The sequence below is a fragment of the Mesorhizobium sp. URHB0026 genome (assembly GCF_054059755.1).
Genome location: NZ_JBSSCN010000001.1, coordinates 2,687,010 through 2,705,393, shown reverse-complemented (window position 1 = coordinate 2,705,393; position 18,384 = coordinate 2,687,010). Strand labels below are relative to the sequence as shown.

Genomic DNA, 18,384 nt, shown 5'->3' with positions numbered 1-18,384 from the left:
AGCCTTGCTCACGGCGGATGCCGGTCGAATTCATGAGATCCTCTCGCGCAAAAGATCGGCACTGTCGCCAAACCGATACCTGCCGTACCGGGTGAGGTTCACGCGGGTGAGGACGCTCGCCACCGGCACCGACAGCGTTCCGTCGCTCAGGAGCTGCTCCACCACCCCGCGCGCGACATGCCGCGAGGTTCTTGCCCAGCGAACCGTAACGAGAACCGCGTCCGCCCAGCTCTTGAGGAACATGGCTTCTGGCCCAGCCAGCCCCGATGGCCCATTTATGATGACGAGGTTGTACGCCGAGTGCAGATCTTCCCTGCACTTGGCGGTGTCGACACGCGCCAAGAGAGCCAGAAGATCTTCCGCAGGTGCCATGGTCGTCAAATCGATACCAATTTCGGGAATGCTGGCGACCGCGTCATCCAAGGCACAACGACTGCTGACGTAATCCGCGAAGGAATGACGAGCCTTGGGTCCGTTGAACTGGCGCAGAAACTCGGCCGTAAGTTGGGAGCCCGCCCGCTGAAGGTCGACCAGAAGAACACGATTGCCCAGGCGGGTGGCCGCCAAGGCCAAGCCCCATGCAAGCTCGGTCGCTCCGTCAGCCCGGACGCTTGGCGTGAGCAGGATCGTGTGCGGACCACGACCTCTTGCCTGATTTGGCGCGGCCGCGACCAGCAGCGACGTCACCGCACGGCTGTAGGCCGACCTGGGCTGGCCCAGAACCAGGTCGCGCAGCTGTTTGGCGTGCATCCTGCCCGGTTCGGGCACAAGTCCCACGCACGGTATCCTGAGCACGGCTTCCGCCTCCGTTTCACCGCGCAAGGTGCGATCGAAGCGATTTCGCATGAGGACCAAAACGGCGCCAAGGAGGCCAAACGCAATCATTCCCGGTGGAACCAAAAAAACCGGTGGCAATGTCTGCGGAATCGTCGGCGGCCATGCAACGGAAAGAACCGAGACTCCGGCGGACGGAGCTCCGATGCGCCGCTTCAGGTCCTGCTGGCGGCCGAGAAGTTCGTTGTAGCGTTGTGTCAGGAGGCTGACTTGAGGCTCGAGTGCCCGCAAACCGGCGAGCCGGCTGGCCGTGTCGGCCGCGACCGCATCGAGCACACGCATTCGATTTCCCAGAGCCTCGACCTGGGCACGATAGATATCCGCTTCAGCGACGATATCAGCGATTGCCTTTTCGACCGCGACGGAAAAGGCATTGGCCAGATCCTTGTCCGCTGGCGCCCCGGCCACGCGAGCCGAAAGGTCGGCCAACTCCTGCGTGCCGGCGGCCTCGGCCAGGGTCGCGGCCGCCGCGCCCTGCTTTCGAAGCTCCTGGATACGCTGGAGCCGGGACTCCAGCGCCGCCAGATCCGCTTTGGACATCGATATCTGCTGGCTGAGATCCGCCCTCTCCCCGGCCACCTTGTCAGCCGAGCCTTGATCGACCGCGCCATGGCTCAGCCGATACTCCTCGAGCCGATTGGATGCATCCACCAGTTCATTCTGCAGTTTGGGCAAACTGGCGACGACGGCGTCGAGCTCCTGCATGTCCGACGCCTGACTTTTCTGCGCGAGGTCGTCGACATAGGTCTTGGTGAATGTATTGGCCACCAGCGCCGCGCGCGCCGGGTCGTCGTCTGAGAAGCCAACGGAAATGACCCGGGACCGGAGCTCTTGTCCAACCCTTACCCCTTTGCGCAGCGCTTTCACTTCGGCGGCCTCTGCCGCTTGCGGCGCATTCGTTGATACAACATCCCGGGGCCAAAGCCGCTTCAGCAAATCGCCAGCGAAGGAGTGCAATGTCGGCGGATCGGCGAGCGCAGGCCCATGGCTGGAGCTTCCCTTCCCGGCTTGCGTTTGTGCGGTCGCGCTGGCCGGGCTCGGTTGACGCAGCGCTGCAGCGACCCGACGAAGGTGGCTCTCCGACGACAGCATCGTGATGTGATCGTCAATGCTTGAATCGATCATGTCCTGCGCCGAGCCCGGGCTGGCGGGAAGGGCCGCCCTGGCAGGAGCGTCTATGATCAGCTGACTGCTGGCTTCGTACATGATAGGGCGGGTTATTCCCGCCAACGCCGCCAAGATGCCGCCGACAACCGCGAAGAGCAGAATGATCCATTTGCTGCTCGCCAATGTCACCAGCAGTTGGCGAGACGGGGTTGCTGAATTCGGGGCGCTTCTGGGAGGCCGTACGCGGGCCCTGCTTTCAGGAACCGGGGCAGCCACCGGGGTGGCTCGTGGCACTTCAATTCGGCTGATTGCGGAACCCGCCATTTCATACTCCTGCCAGATCGAGTTCACGGGATGAGTTCGACGCCGACGCCTGCCGCTTGGCCTCGTTGCACCAGGCCTGAAACATCAGCACCGACCACAGTTCACGGGAGCGGTCCTGTCCTGCAACGTGATCGCGCCAGCAGGCGTCCACCCTTGTGCTGTCCAGCAAGCCTTCGCCCTGGTTGCGAACATCGGACAGAATATCGGTGGCCCAGCTGCGCAACGGGCCCCGCAGCCAAGCCGCGATCGGCACGTCGAAGCCCTGCTTCGGCCGGTCGATCAGCCGTTGCGGAAGATAACGACGCAGCACATTTCGGAGGATCCACTTGCCTCCGCCGTTGCGAACCTTCATGTCAGCCCGAAGGCGCCAAGCAAATTCGACGACGCGGTGGTCCAAGAGGGGACAACGAGCCTCGAGGCTGTTGGCCATGCTGGCTCGATCCAGTTTGACGAGAATGTCACCAGCGAGGTAGCCGGACATGTCGTCGTACAAAAGGCGAGACAGCAGCCCGTCGAGCCGCGGTGCGGAGACTATGGATGCAGGAGTTCCGTGTCGGGTGAGGTTTTCGGCCGATGATCCCGTCAGCCGCCAGTGCAGTTCGTCTTCATCCTTGGCGGCGAGAAGCCAGGCAAAGCGAGTGAGCCGATCGCTGCGCAACGCATGCCGCACATGCGACGGAAGTGGCAGGTTGCCAATGAAATCGTGACGAGCCGCCCTGGACAGCATCCCTGCGCCGGCCGCCAGGGACCTCCGTGCGGTTGCGGGTAGTCCTTGGTACCGTTTCAGCCGGTCCGCCATGAAGTGGCGGCCATAGCCTGCAAAGCACTCGTCTCCGCCGTCCCCCGACAGTGCCACGGTCACGTGCTGGCGGGCCAGCCGCGCCACCAGCAGAGTTGGTATCTGCGATTCGTCGGCAAATGGCTCGTCCCACACCTTTGGCAGTTCGGGGATCACGTCACGCGCGGCGGCGGGCGAAAGGTGTAGCTCCGTGTGGTCGGTGCCCAGATGACGCGCTACCTCGGCGGCGTAAGGGGCCTCGTCAAAGCCGCTCTCCGCGAAGGCGATGGTGAAAGTGCGCACGGGATTTGGAGATTGAGCCTGCATCAAGGCTGCAACGGTAGAGCTGTCGACGCCTCCCGACAGGAAACCACCCAACGGAACGTCGGCGATCATGCGCTCGCGGACGGCAAGCCGGAGCAGATCATCCAGTTCATTGGTCAGATCGTCGTCACTGCCGGCGATCTGTTGTTCTCGCCCGTTCTTGGCGACTTCGGCCAGCGACCACCAGCGACTTGCGTCCTGCGAAAGGGAAGCGGCCCCGCGCCCCTCCGCCACAGTCGCGGCCGTGAGGGTCAGGACCGAGCCGGGTGGCAGCTTGAAGACACCTCGCCAGATGCAACTCTGATCCGGGACCCACCCCTTGGAAAGCATTGCGGTGGCGGCATCCAGGTCGATCTCCGGGGAGTAGCCTGAAAAGCGGCTGATTGCTTTCAGTTCGGAAGCAAAGACCAGCGCATGCCTGGCTGAAGCGATGTAGAGGGGCTTCTTGCCCAACCGATCCCGCGCGAGATGGAGGGTCCTCGTCTTCAGGTCCCACAAGGCGAATGCGAACATGCCAGCAAAGCGCTGGAGTGCGGCCTCGAGGCCCCAGCTCTCGATCGCACACAACATGACTTCGGTGTCGCTGGTGCCGCGGAAATGGTGCCCGGCGCCTTCAAGCTCGAGACGCAGGTCACGGAAATTATATATCTCGCCGTTGAAGGTGATCGCATACCGACCGCTTGTGGACAGCATGGGCTGTTGCCCCGTTTCCGACAAATCGACGATGGCCAGCCGCCTGTGGCCCAAGGCGATGCCTGCTTCGCGGTCCGTCCAGAGTCCTTCGCCATCCGGACCGCGGTGACGAAGCGCCATCATCATTTGCCCTATCTGATCGAGCGAATTGGGATCGGCAGCATTGGACGCGAGAAGTATCCCGGCTATCCCGCACATCACATCACCTCTGAAGGCTCAAGCTCGCGCCGGAAAACGCTTGGCGTTCCCGCGACGAGGCAGAAAGTCAATGCAAACCACACGATCGGATGACGGATGATGAGGTGCGGTATGCTGAACACGGCCGCGGACGCCACGAGCACCAAAAGCGCGTCGTAGCGGGCACGCCAGGCGGACATGGCCGCCGATCCAACGATCCACAGCAAGGCGATGACCGCGACCAGCCCGCCCTGTAGATAGAGATCGAGAATTGTATTGTGCGCTTCGAATGGCCGCTCCAGAAACTGCATGTCGGCGGTCGGCGGGCGCTCTAGGTGAGGGCCAGGACCGAGGCCGAGCGATGCCGATTGCAGCCCCTTCTGGAGCGCCTCATCCCACAGATAAACCCGAAGTTCGAATGTCTCAGCCGTGGCCTCGCCGCCTCCGTCCTTGGTGAGGCTCTTGGCAAAATTGGCCGCAAAGCTTTCCTCGCTGAGAAGATAGGGGGTCATCGCTATCACCAGGGGGACAGCGCCGACCATCAGCAGAAGTGCGATCTGCCTGGGCAGGCTGGTTCGATTGCCATCGGATGCCAACCACGCCTTCAACCGCAATCCGAGGAAGGCGACGCCACTTACAATCGTGGTGTAGAGATAAGCGTCGCTCCTCGTCAGGCGGCCGACAAAAAAGATGAACACAAGGCTTGAGAGCGCAAGGACCTGACCCCATCGATTGTGAGTCGTGGTTGCAAGGTGCAGCGCCAGCGGACCAAGAAGCGCGCAATAGAGCGCGAGCTGGTTCGGGTTTTCAGACCAGCCGCGGAAGCGGTCCCAATACCAGGGATCGACGCCGGGCTGATGGAGCCAGCCCCACGCGATGGCGAGTTGGATAGCAAATATTGCGTCGGCCAATGCGATTGCCCACCAACCACTGCGTCGAAGACGACGCCCCGCGTCGGGCTCAACACTGGCCAGGCAAGTGATGCTGGCCAACAGCACGTAGGCCAATGTGTCGTGCAGCAACCCTGTCGGGTAGAGCAGGGTGGTCAAGTAGCCGATGATCGTGCCGATCCCCAATGCGATAGAAAGGAGCAGCCAAAAAGTCGCGAGTTGCGCAAAGGCCGGTGTCGCTTCGACGCGTCCGCCGACCAATATTCGTCCGGCCGACAGCAGGATCCAAAGCGCCAGGAGCAGTTCGCCATAGCCGAATGGCATGCCGGGGACGGAGAGCTGCGACGCGGCTGACAGGATGACACCGCCGGCAAGCAACGCGTCGCGCATCATTGCCGCGCCCCGTCCAACCGGCGGTTCGCAATGCCGCTCTCCAGAGGCGATGGAGCAAGCAAGCCGCGAGATTTGGCCCTGAGATTGCTCTTATAGACATCGCAGTACTGGTCGACGATGCCCGGCAGGGCAAAACGCTCCCTGATAAGCGAGGCGGAGCGCTGCCCCATGGCCGCTCCCAAGGTGCGGTCCGACAGTATGTCGACTATCCGGTCCGCAAGCGCCCGAGCATCGCGCGGCGCGACCAGATAACCGTTCCATCCATCTTCGACGACGTCGCTGCAACCGGGCATTCGCGATGCAACTATCGGCAATCCAGCCAGTCCGGCTTCCAGCAAGACGCGCGGAACGCCCTCGCGATATTGCGTTGGGAAGGCGAACAGATCAGCCATGCCAAGCAGACTGGGGACATCATGCCGTTTGCCTAGCAGGGTCACATGAGAAGCAAATCGTTGGATTTCGGATTTTTCGACGGCGAATGGTCCTTCCGATTCCCGTGGGCCAACGAGCACGAAACGCGCATGAGGTCTTTTGGAGAGAATGTGCGGAATCGCCTCAAGAAGGGTCGGAACGCCCTTAAGGCGGGTGAGCCGGCCGACAAAAATGACGATCTCGGCCGATTCCAGTCCGAATTCTCGCCGCATTGTCGCTGGTGGCGAGGCAAGACGTCTTGCCACCGCGAATGCATTGACGTCGATGCCAGACCCCTGAATTAGGCGTCCGCTGCCGCGTGGGATCAGCCGATACCGCTCGAAAAAGGCTTGATCGTCGCGGTTTTGGAAGACCGTGGCAGCGGTCCAGAAGGAAGCAATCCATTGCAGACCGCAGAAGGCGGGCCGCATAGCCAAGGCTCGCGCCTCCAGCGATGAGAAGGTCCAGCCCAAGCCGTTGATCGTGCGCACCACCGGGACTTCTCCCCGCACCGCCAGCGGGGTCAGCAAATTGGGTTTCGTATCGAAGCTTTGAACGATGTCGGGGCGAAGTTCCCGCACCAACCTTCGCAATGTTCTGATGGTCCCGGCTTTGCCGCTGCCATTGGCAAAGCGATTGAACTCGTAGCGGCGGTGCGGAATGCCATGCCGTAAAAACAGAGCTTCATCGCCCGTCGAGACCGCGGTGACCCGAAAACCCCGCTCGCGGAGTTCCATCAGAAACGAGATCCTCAGGGCGTGATCCTCGCCGCCGATGCAAACCAGGTGCGGGTTCATACTGCCGCTCCCGAAACCCAGCGGGCCTTCGGCTCCCATAAACGGCTCGAACTTGGATCGTTTCCCATGGCCCGATTTCGTTGCGATTTACACCAGCAATTCAGGCTACGGGCAGGGCTGGCCGTTGTCCTCGTCCGTTCGAATGACGCAACTAGGACCGCGCTTGCGCGCTAACGGCGCAAGGATCAGACCGCGGGCTGTACTGTTTGGATCGAGACGCCGTGCGCTATGGGATTAGCCGCGCGAATGCGCTTCATCGCGAACGGGTGATCGGACTATCAAGACTGCTCATTGGGGCGGGTTGAGGTCGATCCGAGAACGTATATTCATAGGCTCGGCGGCGGCCGTCTTGCTCGAATACCCGGATCCAGCGGACCTCGGAAGCACGAAGCGTGATTTCCCGGTTTGTCGCGAGCTTGGCTGCTCGAAACGGAGTTGGTGCGACTACCTTGTGGGTCACCACGACTTGGCCGGCAAAAATCTCCTCGACTTCGTAGCTTGGCACGTCATCCATCCCCTGCGCGATGGCACCAAACCACGATCAAGGCAGAATGTTCCCGCGATGTCTCGGACGGCGGCCGTTTTCAGCCAAAAAGCGGCGTGCGCGCTCACCTCGGCGGAAAACAGATGCGACCTGTGCTGAATAGACGCCGGACGGAGAAGCCAAACCGGCAGGAGCGCTCAGCTCCTGCCGGAACCACAATTGCGTGCGTCAAACCACGAAAAAGGAGCTCGCGCCAAGGGAGAGATGCGGAGCAACCGTCGCAAACTGCGTCTGAGCATGGCCGCCGATTCCGTCACTGTCGAAAGAGAGCGCCCCGGTCGAACTGTTATAGATGACGTGGTCGCTTCCATCATGCGCACCTTTGCCGATGTGGAAGTTCGCGGCCGAAAGGGCGCCCTGCTGAAGTCCGGTGAATACGCTGTGATCAAGTTGGATTTTGTCCTGGGAAACCTTGAAGTCGGTTATCTTGTCGACATTTCCAGAGCCAAGCGCGGTGTTGAACACGAAGACGTCCTTACCGCCAAAGCCCGTCAGCGTATCGGAACCACCCCCGCCATTGATCTTGTTGGCGCCGGCATTTCCTTGGATCGTTTGGCCAAACTCGTTGCCAGTCAGGTTGATTTGCCCCGTTCCCGAAGCCTGCGTGGTCGCAAGTTTCTCGACGGATGAGCCCGCCGAGAGAGCATAACTCACCGAAGCGAACACCGCGTCCTTGCCGTTGCCTAGCTGCTCCACCACCTTGTCATGCACGTTATCGACAAAATAGGTGTCGTTGCCGCCATAGCCTTTCATTGTATCGGCGCCGCCTCGACCATCGATCTTGTTGGCGCCGTAATTGCCATTGATCGCCTGGTCGAACTCGTTGCCCGTCAAGTTGATCGCATGTGTGCCGCCCGTCTTGTCGGTCGAGAGTTGCTCGGCATGCGAACCAGCTGACAATGCGTAGCTGACCGAGGCAACCACTTTGTCGAAGCCGCCGCCTGATGCCTCCATCACCTTATCATGTGCATTGTTGACATAGTAAACGTCGTTCCCGCTGGTCGAATGAAATACGTCCGCGCCAGGGCCGCCATGGAAGATGTGATGGGTCGACTGCGTGGGATCCGGGACAGTGGGCGTGGTGGGCGTAGGCGTTGTCGGCTCGGAACTCGGAGGCGGTGTCGAAGGACTAGGGCTGGCGACGTTGTGCTGACGAAAAACGGCCTGCAACTCAGGGGAGTTCTCCAGGGCGGTGTCGCCATTCTGCGAACCCCAGGCATACGCATAGTCGAAGGCTGGGGACGGAACCAGCTTTGCCCAGTGATCGATCATCGTTTGCATTTGAGTCGACGTCGGCATGACGTGCTTGCCGCCGGTGTCCGTCTGCCAACCGCCGCCGCCAAATGTCTGATATACAGGAACGATCTTGTCAGCCGGAATGCCTGATTTCACGGCCGCGGCCACGGCTCTGTCGATCATGTTGTAGTCGACGCTGCTTATCCCCGTACGAACCGGGTATGGGTCCAGTCCATAATAATCGATCCCGGTGTTGGCGGGGTTATAGGTGTTGGAAAAGTCGGGATTGGTGGACGACCCCATATTCATCATGGTGATGAAGGTCTTGGCGCCCGGAAAATGGGAGTGGATCCAGTCGGATTCAGCCTTCAGATTTGCCGCACTGGCGTAGGTGCCCCATCTGCCGGTAGGGTCCGGCTCGTCCATCAGGAAAAATCCAAACACTTTTGAATTGTTGAGGAAGGGCGTGACTTTTTCGATGAACGAAGAGGTCACCCCGTCATGAGCGCTTAGATAGACAAGCCCCTTCATTCCGCTGGGCAGCTCATTGACCTGGGAAAGATACTGAACGTCCGCCAGGTTAAATCCGGCGCCCGCAACTTCGGCAGCTGAACCGCCTGATGCATAATGGAGAGTCGCCATGCGTTTTCCTTCTTGTTTGGCAACACCCCGCCCTGGATGGGGGGTTAGACCGAAAGCTACGTTAGATGAAAATCACATACCAACATCTTTGAACGAAGTTGTTGATCGCTGTGGAGATGGCCACATTGGCGGGTAGATGCAATTCACTGTAAAGTCAGTGACTTGCAGCAAGATTTGTGCGTTTTCCACTGGCGGCCGCCTGCACAGTTCTCCACTGTTTTCACAGGCACCCCTCTCCCCACCGCGACTCCCGGCCACGATTTCGCTTCATTTTGCATAAAGTTCGCCCTATGTTAGCTAGCCATCATGTCGGGGGGCGCATGTGATATGGTGGAATCAGAGAAGGTTACCCCATCGGATGAACAAAGCAAGACACGCGACAACGTCGCGTCATAGCAATAAGCTATGAATAAAGAAGCACAAAGCGCCTCACCGCTACGCCCCGCAATACTGGACTGTCTGCCTGGAATAGCTGGCATCGGACTCTTTTCCGCAATGATAAACATCCTTGCGTTGACCGGATCCGTTTACATGCTACAGGTCTATGATCGCGTCCTGCCGTCGCAAAGCGTTCCGACCTTGGTCGGGTTTACCATCGGAATGCTAGGCCTCTACGCGGCCTACGGTCTGCTTGATTTCGTGCGGCTTCGTCTGCTGGTCCGAATCGCCAGTCGATTCTACTGCGGTTTGCAGCAGAGAGCGTTCGCGATTTCGTTGCTTCTTCCGCTCAGGGCCGGTCGAGATGCGGACCGGGTACTTCCGTTGCGGGACCTCGATCAGTTGCGCGGATTCCTTTCGGGAACGGGGCCGACCGTTCTTTTCGACGCGCCGTGGATCCCGTTTTATCTGCTCATTATCTACATGTTGCATCCGTCGCTCGGCGTGCTTGCGACCCTCGGTTCCGTTGCCGTCGTCGTGCTGACCATCGTGGCTGAGATCATCAGCCGCCGCCCTGCGGCGCTGGCGTCTGAAGCGATCCTGACACAGCGCGGGCTTGCTGATTCCGGCCGTCGGAACGCCGAGGTGGTCCACGCGATGGGCCTCTCAGAACGGCTGGCGGGGCGCTGGGGGGAAGTCACTCATGCTTATCTCTCCTATCAGGAGCGGCTCTCCGACATCGTGGGCGGAATCAGCTCGCTGTCGAAGGCGCTTAGGATGGTGCTGCAATCTTCGGTGCTAGGGCTCGGCGCGTATCTCGTCATCGGAGGCGAAGCATCTCCTGGCGTGATCATCGCGTCGTCGATATTGCTGGGTCGCGCGCTAGCCCCGGTCGATGCGGCGATCGCGAACTGGCGGGGTTTCCTTTCCACCCGGCAGAGCTATTCCCAGTTGAAGGCGGCGCTCCGTGCGTTCGAGAGTCCAATCGAATCCATGAAGTTGCCGCCGCCAGAGGCCCGCCTGGCGGTCGATAGTTTGGCGGTAGCGCCTCCGGGTATACCAAGACCGACGCTCATCGATGTAAGCTTCCAGCTTTCGAGCGGCGCGGGAATGGCGGTTATCGGCCCAAGCGGCTCGGGAAAGACCACATTGGTGCGCGCGCTGGTGGGAGTTTGGAGCCCTCTGCACGGCACGGTACGGCTGGACGGGGCCTCTCTCGACCAATGGGACGCGCAACGGCTCGGCGCCCACATTGGCTATCTGCCGCAGGATGTTGAACTGTTCGACGGGACGGTGGCGGACAATATTTCGAGATTTGGCGGCAAGAGCGACCCCCAGGGCGTGCTGGCCGCGGCGAAAGCCGCGGGCGTCCACTCGATGATCATGCATCTGCCGGCAGGCTTCCAGACGCGCATCGGCGAGGCAGGAAGAGCGCTGTCGGCAGGGCAGAGGCAGCTTATCGGCCTTGCCCGGGCGCTCTACGGCAACCCGTTCCTGGTCGTGCTGGACGAGCCAAACTCAAATCTCGACGTTGAAGGTGACGCCGCCCTGGCCGGAGCCATCATGGCTGTCCGGAAGCGTGGGGGTATCGTGATCGTTGTTGCACATAGGCCGTCTGCCCTCACCAACATCGATCAGGTCATGGTCCTGGCGGATGGCAGGCTGCGCACCTTCGGCTCGCGCGAGGAAGTGCTTGCCGGCATGCGGCGGCCGCCCTCGCCTGCCGCGCAACGTCCATCTTCGATCGCGCCGATCCACTCGGGAGTGACCGGACATGCGTGACGTCTTGCCCCGCGTACTTGCGTTCATGCCGACACTTGCCCGGTTCGGAACTCGAGACCAGCCTGTCGAAACCGACTTGCCCAAGGCGCCAGGCAGCATCCCCGCGCCAGGGACCCTTTGGCCAAGCATGACGCTGGGGCTCGTTGTGACCGGCCTGCTGGTGGTCGGCGGCGGAGCATGGCTTGGCTTGACCAAGATAGCTGGCGCCGTGATCGCGCCCGCCACGGTGGTGGTCGAAAGCAACATCAAGAAGGTCCAACACCAGACCGGCGGCACGATCGGGGGCATCTTTGCGCAAGACGGCGACCACGTTCGGGCCGGTGACATATTGGTCCGGTTGGACGGCACGCTTCCACGGGCCAATCTGCAGATCATCAGCGAAGATCTTGACCGCACCACGGTGCGGCTTGCGCGACTGGAGGCCGAACGCGGCGGTTTGCGTGAAATGCAGCTTCCAGCCGGTCTTGAGGCCGGGATGCGAAAGCCGGAGCTGGCTGCCCTTGTCAGCGGCGAGCGCGCGCTGTTCGAAACCCGTGCCTCGGCATTGGCCGGGCAGAAGGCGCTCCTGTCGAGCCAAACAAAGCAACTCGAGCGTCAGATCGATGGCCTGAAGGCCCAGCAGGTCGCAGCCGATGAATCAGTGGCGCTGCTGAGCACTGACCTTACGGATGTCGATGCCCTCTATTCGAAGAAACTGGTGTCCAAAGAGAGGATTAGCAACGTCAGGCTGGATGCGACGCGAGCCAAGGGCGAGTCGGGGCGACTGGCAGCCGCGGTAGCAGAGGCACAGGCCAAGATCAGCGAGATCGAGTTGCAGATCCTGCAGCTCGACGAGCAACGCCGAAGCGATGTGACCGGTGAACTGCGCGAGACTGAAGCCAAGCGCACCGAACTCAACGAACGCAGGATCGTAGCGCGAGACGAACTGACCAAAACCGAGATCCGCGCTCCGCAATCCGGCACAGTTCAGCAGTCCTCCGTTCACACTGTCGGCGGCGTGGTCGCCCCGGGCGAACTGCTGATGACGATCATTCCCGAGGCCGACAACCTTGTCGTGGACGCGTTGATCCCTCCTTCCCGCATAGACGACGTCAACCCGGGACAGAGCGTTTCTATCCGGTTTCCAGCTTTCGATGCTGGGACTACCCCTGTTTGCAACGGCTCGGTCAAGTACATCTCGGCGGACCTGATCAAAGATCCGCAACGCCAGCTTTCGTACTTTTCGGCCCGTATCAAGGTCGACAGTCAGTCGGAGTGCTTGAAGGAAGCCAGGCAACTCAGACCGGGCATGCCCGCGGAAGTTCACATCCGCACGGATGAACGCAATGTCTGGTCGTACATGCTGAAACCTCTCACGGACCAGATTTCCAGGGCTTTCCGCTAAGCAGGCCTGGAATTCGCATGCCGGCGGTCCAGCCCGAGAGCCATGGGCTGGACATATCATGCGTCCGCAGGATGCCGGCTTCACAGCGCAACCTATAATGCCTTCTGATGAAGGTATTGGTCACCGGCGCTGCCGGCTTCATAGGCTATCATGTCGCCAGGCGGCTCCTGGAGCGCGGTGACGAGGTTGTCGGCATCGACAGCATCAACGATTACTACGACCCGCAAATCAAGCGGGCGCGGCTGCGGCTCCTGGACGAGGCGAGCCGCAAGACCAATGCCGGCTATCATTTCATCCACGGCGATCTCGCCGACAGGGGCGTGGTCGACGGCTGCTTTACCGACCATGCCTTCGACCGGGTGATCCATCTCGCCGCCCAGGCCGGCGTGCGCTACAGCCTGGAAAACCCGCGCGCCTATGTCGAGAGCAACATTGTCGCCTATACCAACATGCTCGAGGCCTGCCGCGGCAGCCGTGTCGGGCACCTGACCTATGCCAGCACCTCGAGCGTCTACGGCGCCAACACCGACATGCCGTTTTCCGAGCATCGGCCGGCCGACCATCCGCTGCAGTTCTACGCCGCCACCAAGCGCGCCAACGAACTGATGGCGCACAGCTACAGCCACCTGTTCGGCCTGCCGACCACGGGGCTGCGCTTCTTCACCGTGTACGGCCCCTGGGGACGCCCTGACATGGCGCTGTTCCTGTTCACCAGGAGCATCCTGGCCGGTGAGCCGATCAAGCTGTTCAACAACGGCAACCACACGCGCGACTTCACCTATGTCGAGGACATCGCCGAGGGCGTGATCCGTGCCAGCGACAGCCCCGCCGCGGCCAACCCGGCCTGGGATTCCGGCCGCCCGGATCCGGCGACCAGCAGCGCGCCCTGGCGCATCTTCAACATCGGCAACAACAATCCGGTGAAGCTGACCGCCTATGTCGAGGCACTGGAAAACGCGCTCGGCCGCAAGGCGGTGATCGAGCTGCTGCCGCTGCAGGCCGGCGACGTGCCCGACACCTTCGCCGACACTTCGGCGCTGCAGGCGGCCGTCGGCTATCGCCCCCGCACCTCCGTCACCGACGGGGTAGGGCGGTTCGTCGAGTGGTACCAGGATTTCTACAGCTGACGAGTCGGGGCTGCTCGGTCCGGGCCGCGGCCGACGATTTGAGAGCGGAGCGTAACCAAAGCCACGCGCGGATCAGGTGTCGTGGCAGGTAAGGATACCGTCATTCTTCTAACCGATTGCGTCATACGAATTCACCGCCACCGGCCGCTCACGGGCTAGTCGGCTCAGCTTGCCTACGCACGAAGAAGCCGAAACAAATCGTCATCAACATTCCTTACTCGAAGGAATAGGTGAAGCCCTCCTTGGAGGCGCCGACGGTTACCTTTGTCATTTTTTCGCCATCGAGCGAGCGGTTCAGCACGTTGCGGCTCAATTCCGGCAGCAGCGTGTTTGTCAGGATGGCATCGATCATCCGCCCGCCGGATTCGATCTCGGTGCAACGGGCCTTGACCAAATCCATGACACCATCGCCGATCACCAATTCCGCATCGTTGGTTGCCCGCAGCCGGCGAGCGATCTTGGCGAACTGGTGACGGGTGATCGATTCGATCATCGAATCCGAGAGCGGGTAATAAGGAATGGTCACCACCCGGCCGAGGAAGGCTGCAGGGAAGACTTTCAACAGCGGACCGCGCAAGGCGATGTCGAGGTCGTCAAGCCCGGCCCGTAGTGTGCCATTCCTTGTCCGATCCATGATGACTTCGGAGCCGACATTCGAGGTGAGCAGGATCAGCGTGTTCTTGAAATCGATCCGCCGGCCCTCGCTGTCATCCATCATCCCCTTGTCGAAAACCTGGAAGAAGATTTCGTGCACGTCGGGATGCGCCTTCTCGACCTCGTCGAGAAGGATCACCGAATAGGGTTTTCTGCGCACGGCCTCGGTCAGGATGCCGCCCTTGCCGTAACCGACATAGCCGGGCGGCGCGCCTTTGAGCGTCGAGACGGTATGCGCCTCCTGGAACTCGGACATGTTGATCGAGATCAGGTTCTGCTCGCCGCCATAGAGCGTCTCGGCCAGTGCCAGCGCGGTCTCGGTCTTGCCGACGCCCGAGGGGCCGCAGAGCAGGAAGACGCCGACCGGCTTTTCCGGCGCGCCGAGCCCGGCGCGGCTGGTCTGCACGCGTTTGGCGATCATCTCCATGGCGTGATCCTGGCCGACGACCCGCTCCGAAAGCGTGGTGGCGAGCTTGAGCGCCTTTTCGGTCTGGCTGGACAGCATCCGTCCCGTCGGGATACCAGTCCAGTCCTGGACCACGGCCGCCACCGCATTACGATCGACGGACGGCAGGATCAGCGGTGTCTCGCCCTGAGCGGCGGCAAGCTCAGGCATGAGTTCGCGCAGACGCGCCAGGTCGGCCGCCGGATCCGACGGCGCAGGACCGGCAACCACTGGCACCTCGACCTTGGCTTTGGCCGCCTTGGTCTTCGTCGTTTCGGGCTTGGGCTCAGTCTTGGGTGGCTCAGTCTTGGGTGGCTCGGCCTTGGGTGGCTCGGCCTTGGGTACCTTGGTCTTTTCTGCGTCCGCCGCTGCCGTTTCGGTATCGGCCTCCGCGGCCGTCGCCGCATCGAGCGGCACGCCCTCGCCGCGCAGCCTGGCGCGCAATTCGAGGATCTCGGCAACCAGTGCCTTTTCACGATCCCAACGTTGATGCGCCGCGGCCAGAATGACCGCGCTTTCGGCAAGCCCGGTCTCGACGCGCGCCTGCCGATCGGTCACCTCAATGCCGATCGCGGCCTCGCGGCCGATGATGCCGCGCTCGACCTCCAGCGCCTGACGGCGGCGCATGATGTCCTCGACCTCGGCCGGCGTGGCGTGCTGCGAAATGGCGACACGGGCGCAAGCGGTGTCGAGAAGGCTCACCGCCTTGTCGGGCAGTTGGCGCGCCGGGATGTAGCGATGCGACAAGCCGACCGCCGCCTCGACCGCCTCATCCAGTATCTGCACCTTGTGGTGCTGCTCCAGAACGCCGGCGACGCCGCGCAACATGAGAACGGCCACCGCCTCCGAAGGCTCGTCGATCTTGACCACCTGGAAACGGCGGGTCAGGGCTGGGTCTTTCTCGATGTGCTGCTTGTATTCAGCCCAGGTCGTTGCGGCGATCGTACGCAGTTCGCCGCGCGCCAGCGCAGGCTTCAAGAGATTGGCCGCGTCGCCGGTTCCAGCAGCGCCGCCTGCGCCGATCAAGGTGTGGGCCTCATCGATGAACAGGATGACCGGGGTTTCGGAAGACTGTACCTCATCGATGACGGCCTTCAGCCGCTTTTCGAACTCGCCCTTCACGCTTGCACCCGCCTGCATCAATCCGACATCGAGCATGCGCACACTGACGCCTTGCAGTGTGGGCGGCACGTCGTCCGCTGCAATACGCAAGGCAAAGCCCTCGACGACCGCGGTCTTGCCAACCCCGGCCTCACCGGTCAGGATCGGGTTGTTCTGCCGGCGTCGCATCAGGATATCGACGATTTGCCGGATCTCCGGATCGCGGCCGACGACCGGATCGATCTTGCCGTCGCGGGCGCGTTGGGTCAGGTCGGTGGCGTATTTGGCCAGCGCGGAATCCCGGCCCGGACCGCGCTTCATCGGCGTCTCAGTGGCGGGAGCGGCCGGCGGGGCACCGGATTCAAGCGAACCTTCGGTGACGTCGGCGAAGCGGGAAACCACGCCATCGGCATCGATCTTGTCAAACTCGGCGCTGATCTTGGACACCAGGCCTTCCAGCACTGGCGTCTTCAGGCAGGCAAGCAGGACATGAGCGCTGCGCACCTCCTCGACGCTGAATTCCAGCGTCGCGAGGTTCCAACCTTCCTGAATGGCATGAAAGATATGGTCTGAGAATTCCTCGATCGATGTCGCGCCATAGGGCAGCTTGTCGACTGCGCGGGTCAGGTCGGCCGTTATGCGGCTGGCATCCACCCCGGCGTCGGCGATTATCATCTGCACGTCCGAGCGTTCGGACAGCACCAGCTGTTCGATGAAATGAACGAGCTCAACATAGGGATTGCCGCGCAGCTTGGCCGCATCGGCTGCCGCCTTGAAGGCTCGCTGACAGAGAGAATCCAGCTTGCCGACCAGTTCCTTGCGCTTGAAGCTCTGCGATGACCGGCGCTGTTCCATCGAACCTGCTCTCAAGATCTGCGGCCATACCCTGCCATATAAGGCGCCACTTGACAAAGCGTGTGACGGATAAGGCGCTTGGATATGTGCCGGCGGCACCTCCCGGTTACAAAAGTCTTGCATACCGGTGCAACAAACACCGGATTGCCACCCGGGCTATGCGACGCATTTCACATTGCGGGTCCGGCAACCGCGCCATGGGTGCAGGCGGAGAAGAACGTTCGGGTTCACCTTCCGTTAGTTTTGAGCCAGGTGCTCAATTGTGATAGAGTAAGACCGTGTGATAACGTAGCGTAACATGGCGATCTCAGGGCCGCTTGCTGGGGGTAAGGGTGATTGATCTCGCACTCTGGCTGAATCCTATCGACGGTGAAAATCCGTCAGGGGAGGATTTGCGCAACGACCCGGCTTTTCATGAGCTAGAGCGCCTGACCGAGCCCGAGGTCAAGGTCGTCCACGACGGCAACAACAAGCCCACGTCGCAAAGCACGATTCCGGTCGACTGGTCCGCGGTGCTGGCTAAGGCGGCGGACTTACGCGCGCATGGCCGGGACCTGCGACTGCTCGTCATCGTCACACGTGCGCTAGCCAATGAAGGCGGCCTGGCCGGACTCGCGCAGGGTCTGACGCTCATCGCCCAGACCTTCGATCAGCATTGGGAAACCATGCATCCGGCACTGCGGCCAAACGCTCCGCCCCGCGATGCCGCCTTGCGCCGCATCAACGCGCTGCTCGACCTGCAGAATGGCCAGGACGGGTTGTTAGCGAACCTGCGCCAGATGATTTTCTTTACGCCACGCTCGATCGGGTCGATCAGCGGACGCGACCTGGAACAAAGCGCGCTCGACGACCGTGTCATGCTCCAGGAAGCCGCCTCGGGCTTGAACACGGCGGAAAAGGCCGCGCTGGTCAGTGCGCACGGACAATTGTTGAACCGGGTACGCGCCGGATGTGCTGCACAGATTGACCAGGCCGGTGCGGAGATGATCTCGCTCGTCGCCGCCGCCCGGGCGGCGATCGCGGCCCTTGACGCGGTCGAAACCGCCCTCAACGCCCGCCTCGAAGGCGGCGGCGCTCCGGTTCCGGACTTAAAGCGGTTTCTGCAGCGTTTGCTGACGACCCTCGAACGGAATTCGGCAGCGGGTGCGGTGGCGAATGGCGCGGCCAAGCCGCCCATTCCGGCAGAACCAGCGACGCCTGCTCGAAACGGTCATGGAGCCGAGACTATGGCAAGTGCGGCAAGCTACACGGACTCGAGCACAGGGCTTCCCGACCGGATCTCCTCGCGCGACGACGTGGTGAAGTGCCTCGACCTGGTCGTCGCCTTCTATGACCGCACCGAACCGTCGAGCCCTATACCGCATCTGGCGCGGCGCGTGCGCCGCATGGTGCATATGGATTTCGTTGAACTGATGGAAGATCTCGCCCCGTCTGGGCTGAAGGAATTCCGGCTCCTTGCCGGCGTTCCCGATGTCAAGAAGGCGGCTCAGAAAGATGAAAGGTAACAG

At 61.7% G+C, this 18,384-nt stretch carries 10 protein-coding genes; 4 read left to right on the top strand and 6 right to left on the bottom strand.

The annotated features are described in order from the left end of the window. Window positions 1-30: 30 nt before the first annotated feature. The 5 genes from ACVWWD_RS13255 to ACVWWD_RS13235 all read right to left on the bottom strand — a co-directional run bounded on the left by ACVWWD_RS13255 (window position 31) and on the right by ACVWWD_RS13235 (window position 9,150). Window positions 31-2,130, bottom strand: a complete 2,100-nt coding sequence (locus ACVWWD_RS13255; protein ID WP_457103623.1) for a GumC family protein — start codon at window positions 2,128-2,130, stop codon at window positions 31-33. A 136-nt stretch (window positions 2,131-2,266) separates the two neighbouring features. Continuing rightward, window positions 2,267-4,258: an asparagine synthase (glutamine-hydrolyzing) gene (gene asnB, locus ACVWWD_RS13250; RefSeq protein ID WP_352547401.1), complete on the bottom strand. Its 1,992-nt coding sequence runs from the start codon at window positions 4,256-4,258 to the stop codon at window positions 2,267-2,269. Continuing rightward, window positions 4,258-5,520: an O-antigen ligase family protein gene (locus tag ACVWWD_RS13245; RefSeq protein ID WP_352547403.1), complete on the bottom strand. Its 1,263-nt coding sequence runs from the start codon at window positions 5,518-5,520 to the stop codon at window positions 4,258-4,260. The genes asnB and ACVWWD_RS13245 overlap by 1 nt, the downstream gene beginning before the upstream one ends. Further along, window positions 5,517-6,728 carry a glycosyltransferase gene (locus tag ACVWWD_RS13240; protein WP_352547405.1) on the bottom strand — a complete coding sequence of 404 codons (1,212 nt, stop codon included), beginning with the start codon at window positions 6,726-6,728 and terminating at the stop codon, window positions 5,517-5,519. The genes ACVWWD_RS13245 and ACVWWD_RS13240 overlap by 4 nt, the downstream gene beginning before the upstream one ends. Window positions 6,729-7,440: 712 nt before the next feature. Next, window positions 7,441-9,150, bottom strand: a complete 1,710-nt coding sequence (locus tag ACVWWD_RS13235; protein ID WP_352547407.1) for a calcium-binding protein — start codon at window positions 9,148-9,150, stop codon at window positions 7,441-7,443. Window positions 9,151-9,555: 405 nt separating this feature from the next. Between ACVWWD_RS13235 and ACVWWD_RS13230 the strand changes: the two genes are divergently transcribed. The 3 genes from ACVWWD_RS13230 to ACVWWD_RS13220 all read left to right on the top strand — a co-directional run bounded on the left by ACVWWD_RS13230 (window position 9,556) and on the right by ACVWWD_RS13220 (window position 13,821). Continuing rightward, complete coding sequence (locus ACVWWD_RS13230; protein ID WP_352547409.1) at window positions 9,556-11,310, top strand: type I secretion system permease/ATPase; 1,755 nt, start codon at window positions 9,556-9,558, stop codon at window positions 11,308-11,310. Continuing rightward, the gene (locus ACVWWD_RS13225; RefSeq protein WP_031240605.1) at window positions 11,303-12,694 is read left to right on the top strand and encodes an HlyD family type I secretion periplasmic adaptor subunit; all 1,392 of its coding nucleotides are present in this window, start codon (window positions 11,303-11,305) and stop codon (window positions 12,692-12,694) included. Before ACVWWD_RS13230 ends, ACVWWD_RS13225 begins: the two co-directional genes overlap by 8 nt. 107 nt (window positions 12,695-12,801) lie before the next feature. Further along, on the top strand, window positions 12,802-13,821 hold the full coding sequence (locus tag ACVWWD_RS13220) for an NAD-dependent epimerase (protein ID WP_457103114.1): 1,020 nt from the start codon (window positions 12,802-12,804) through the stop codon (window positions 13,819-13,821). 214 nt (window positions 13,822-14,035) lie between these two features. Here ACVWWD_RS13220 and tssH read toward each other — a convergent pair whose 3' ends face one another. Next, window positions 14,036-16,876, bottom strand: a complete 2,841-nt coding sequence (gene tssH, locus ACVWWD_RS13215; RefSeq protein WP_352552488.1) for a type VI secretion system ATPase TssH — start codon at window positions 16,874-16,876, stop codon at window positions 14,036-14,038. A gap of 332 nt (window positions 16,877-17,208) precedes the next feature. Here tssH and tssA point away from each other — a divergent pair, with 332 nt between their 5' ends. Continuing rightward, window positions 17,209-18,381, top strand: a complete 1,173-nt coding sequence (tssA, locus tag ACVWWD_RS13210; RefSeq protein WP_352552490.1) for a type VI secretion system protein TssA — start codon at window positions 17,209-17,211, stop codon at window positions 18,379-18,381. Window positions 18,382-18,384 lie beyond the last annotated feature (3 nt).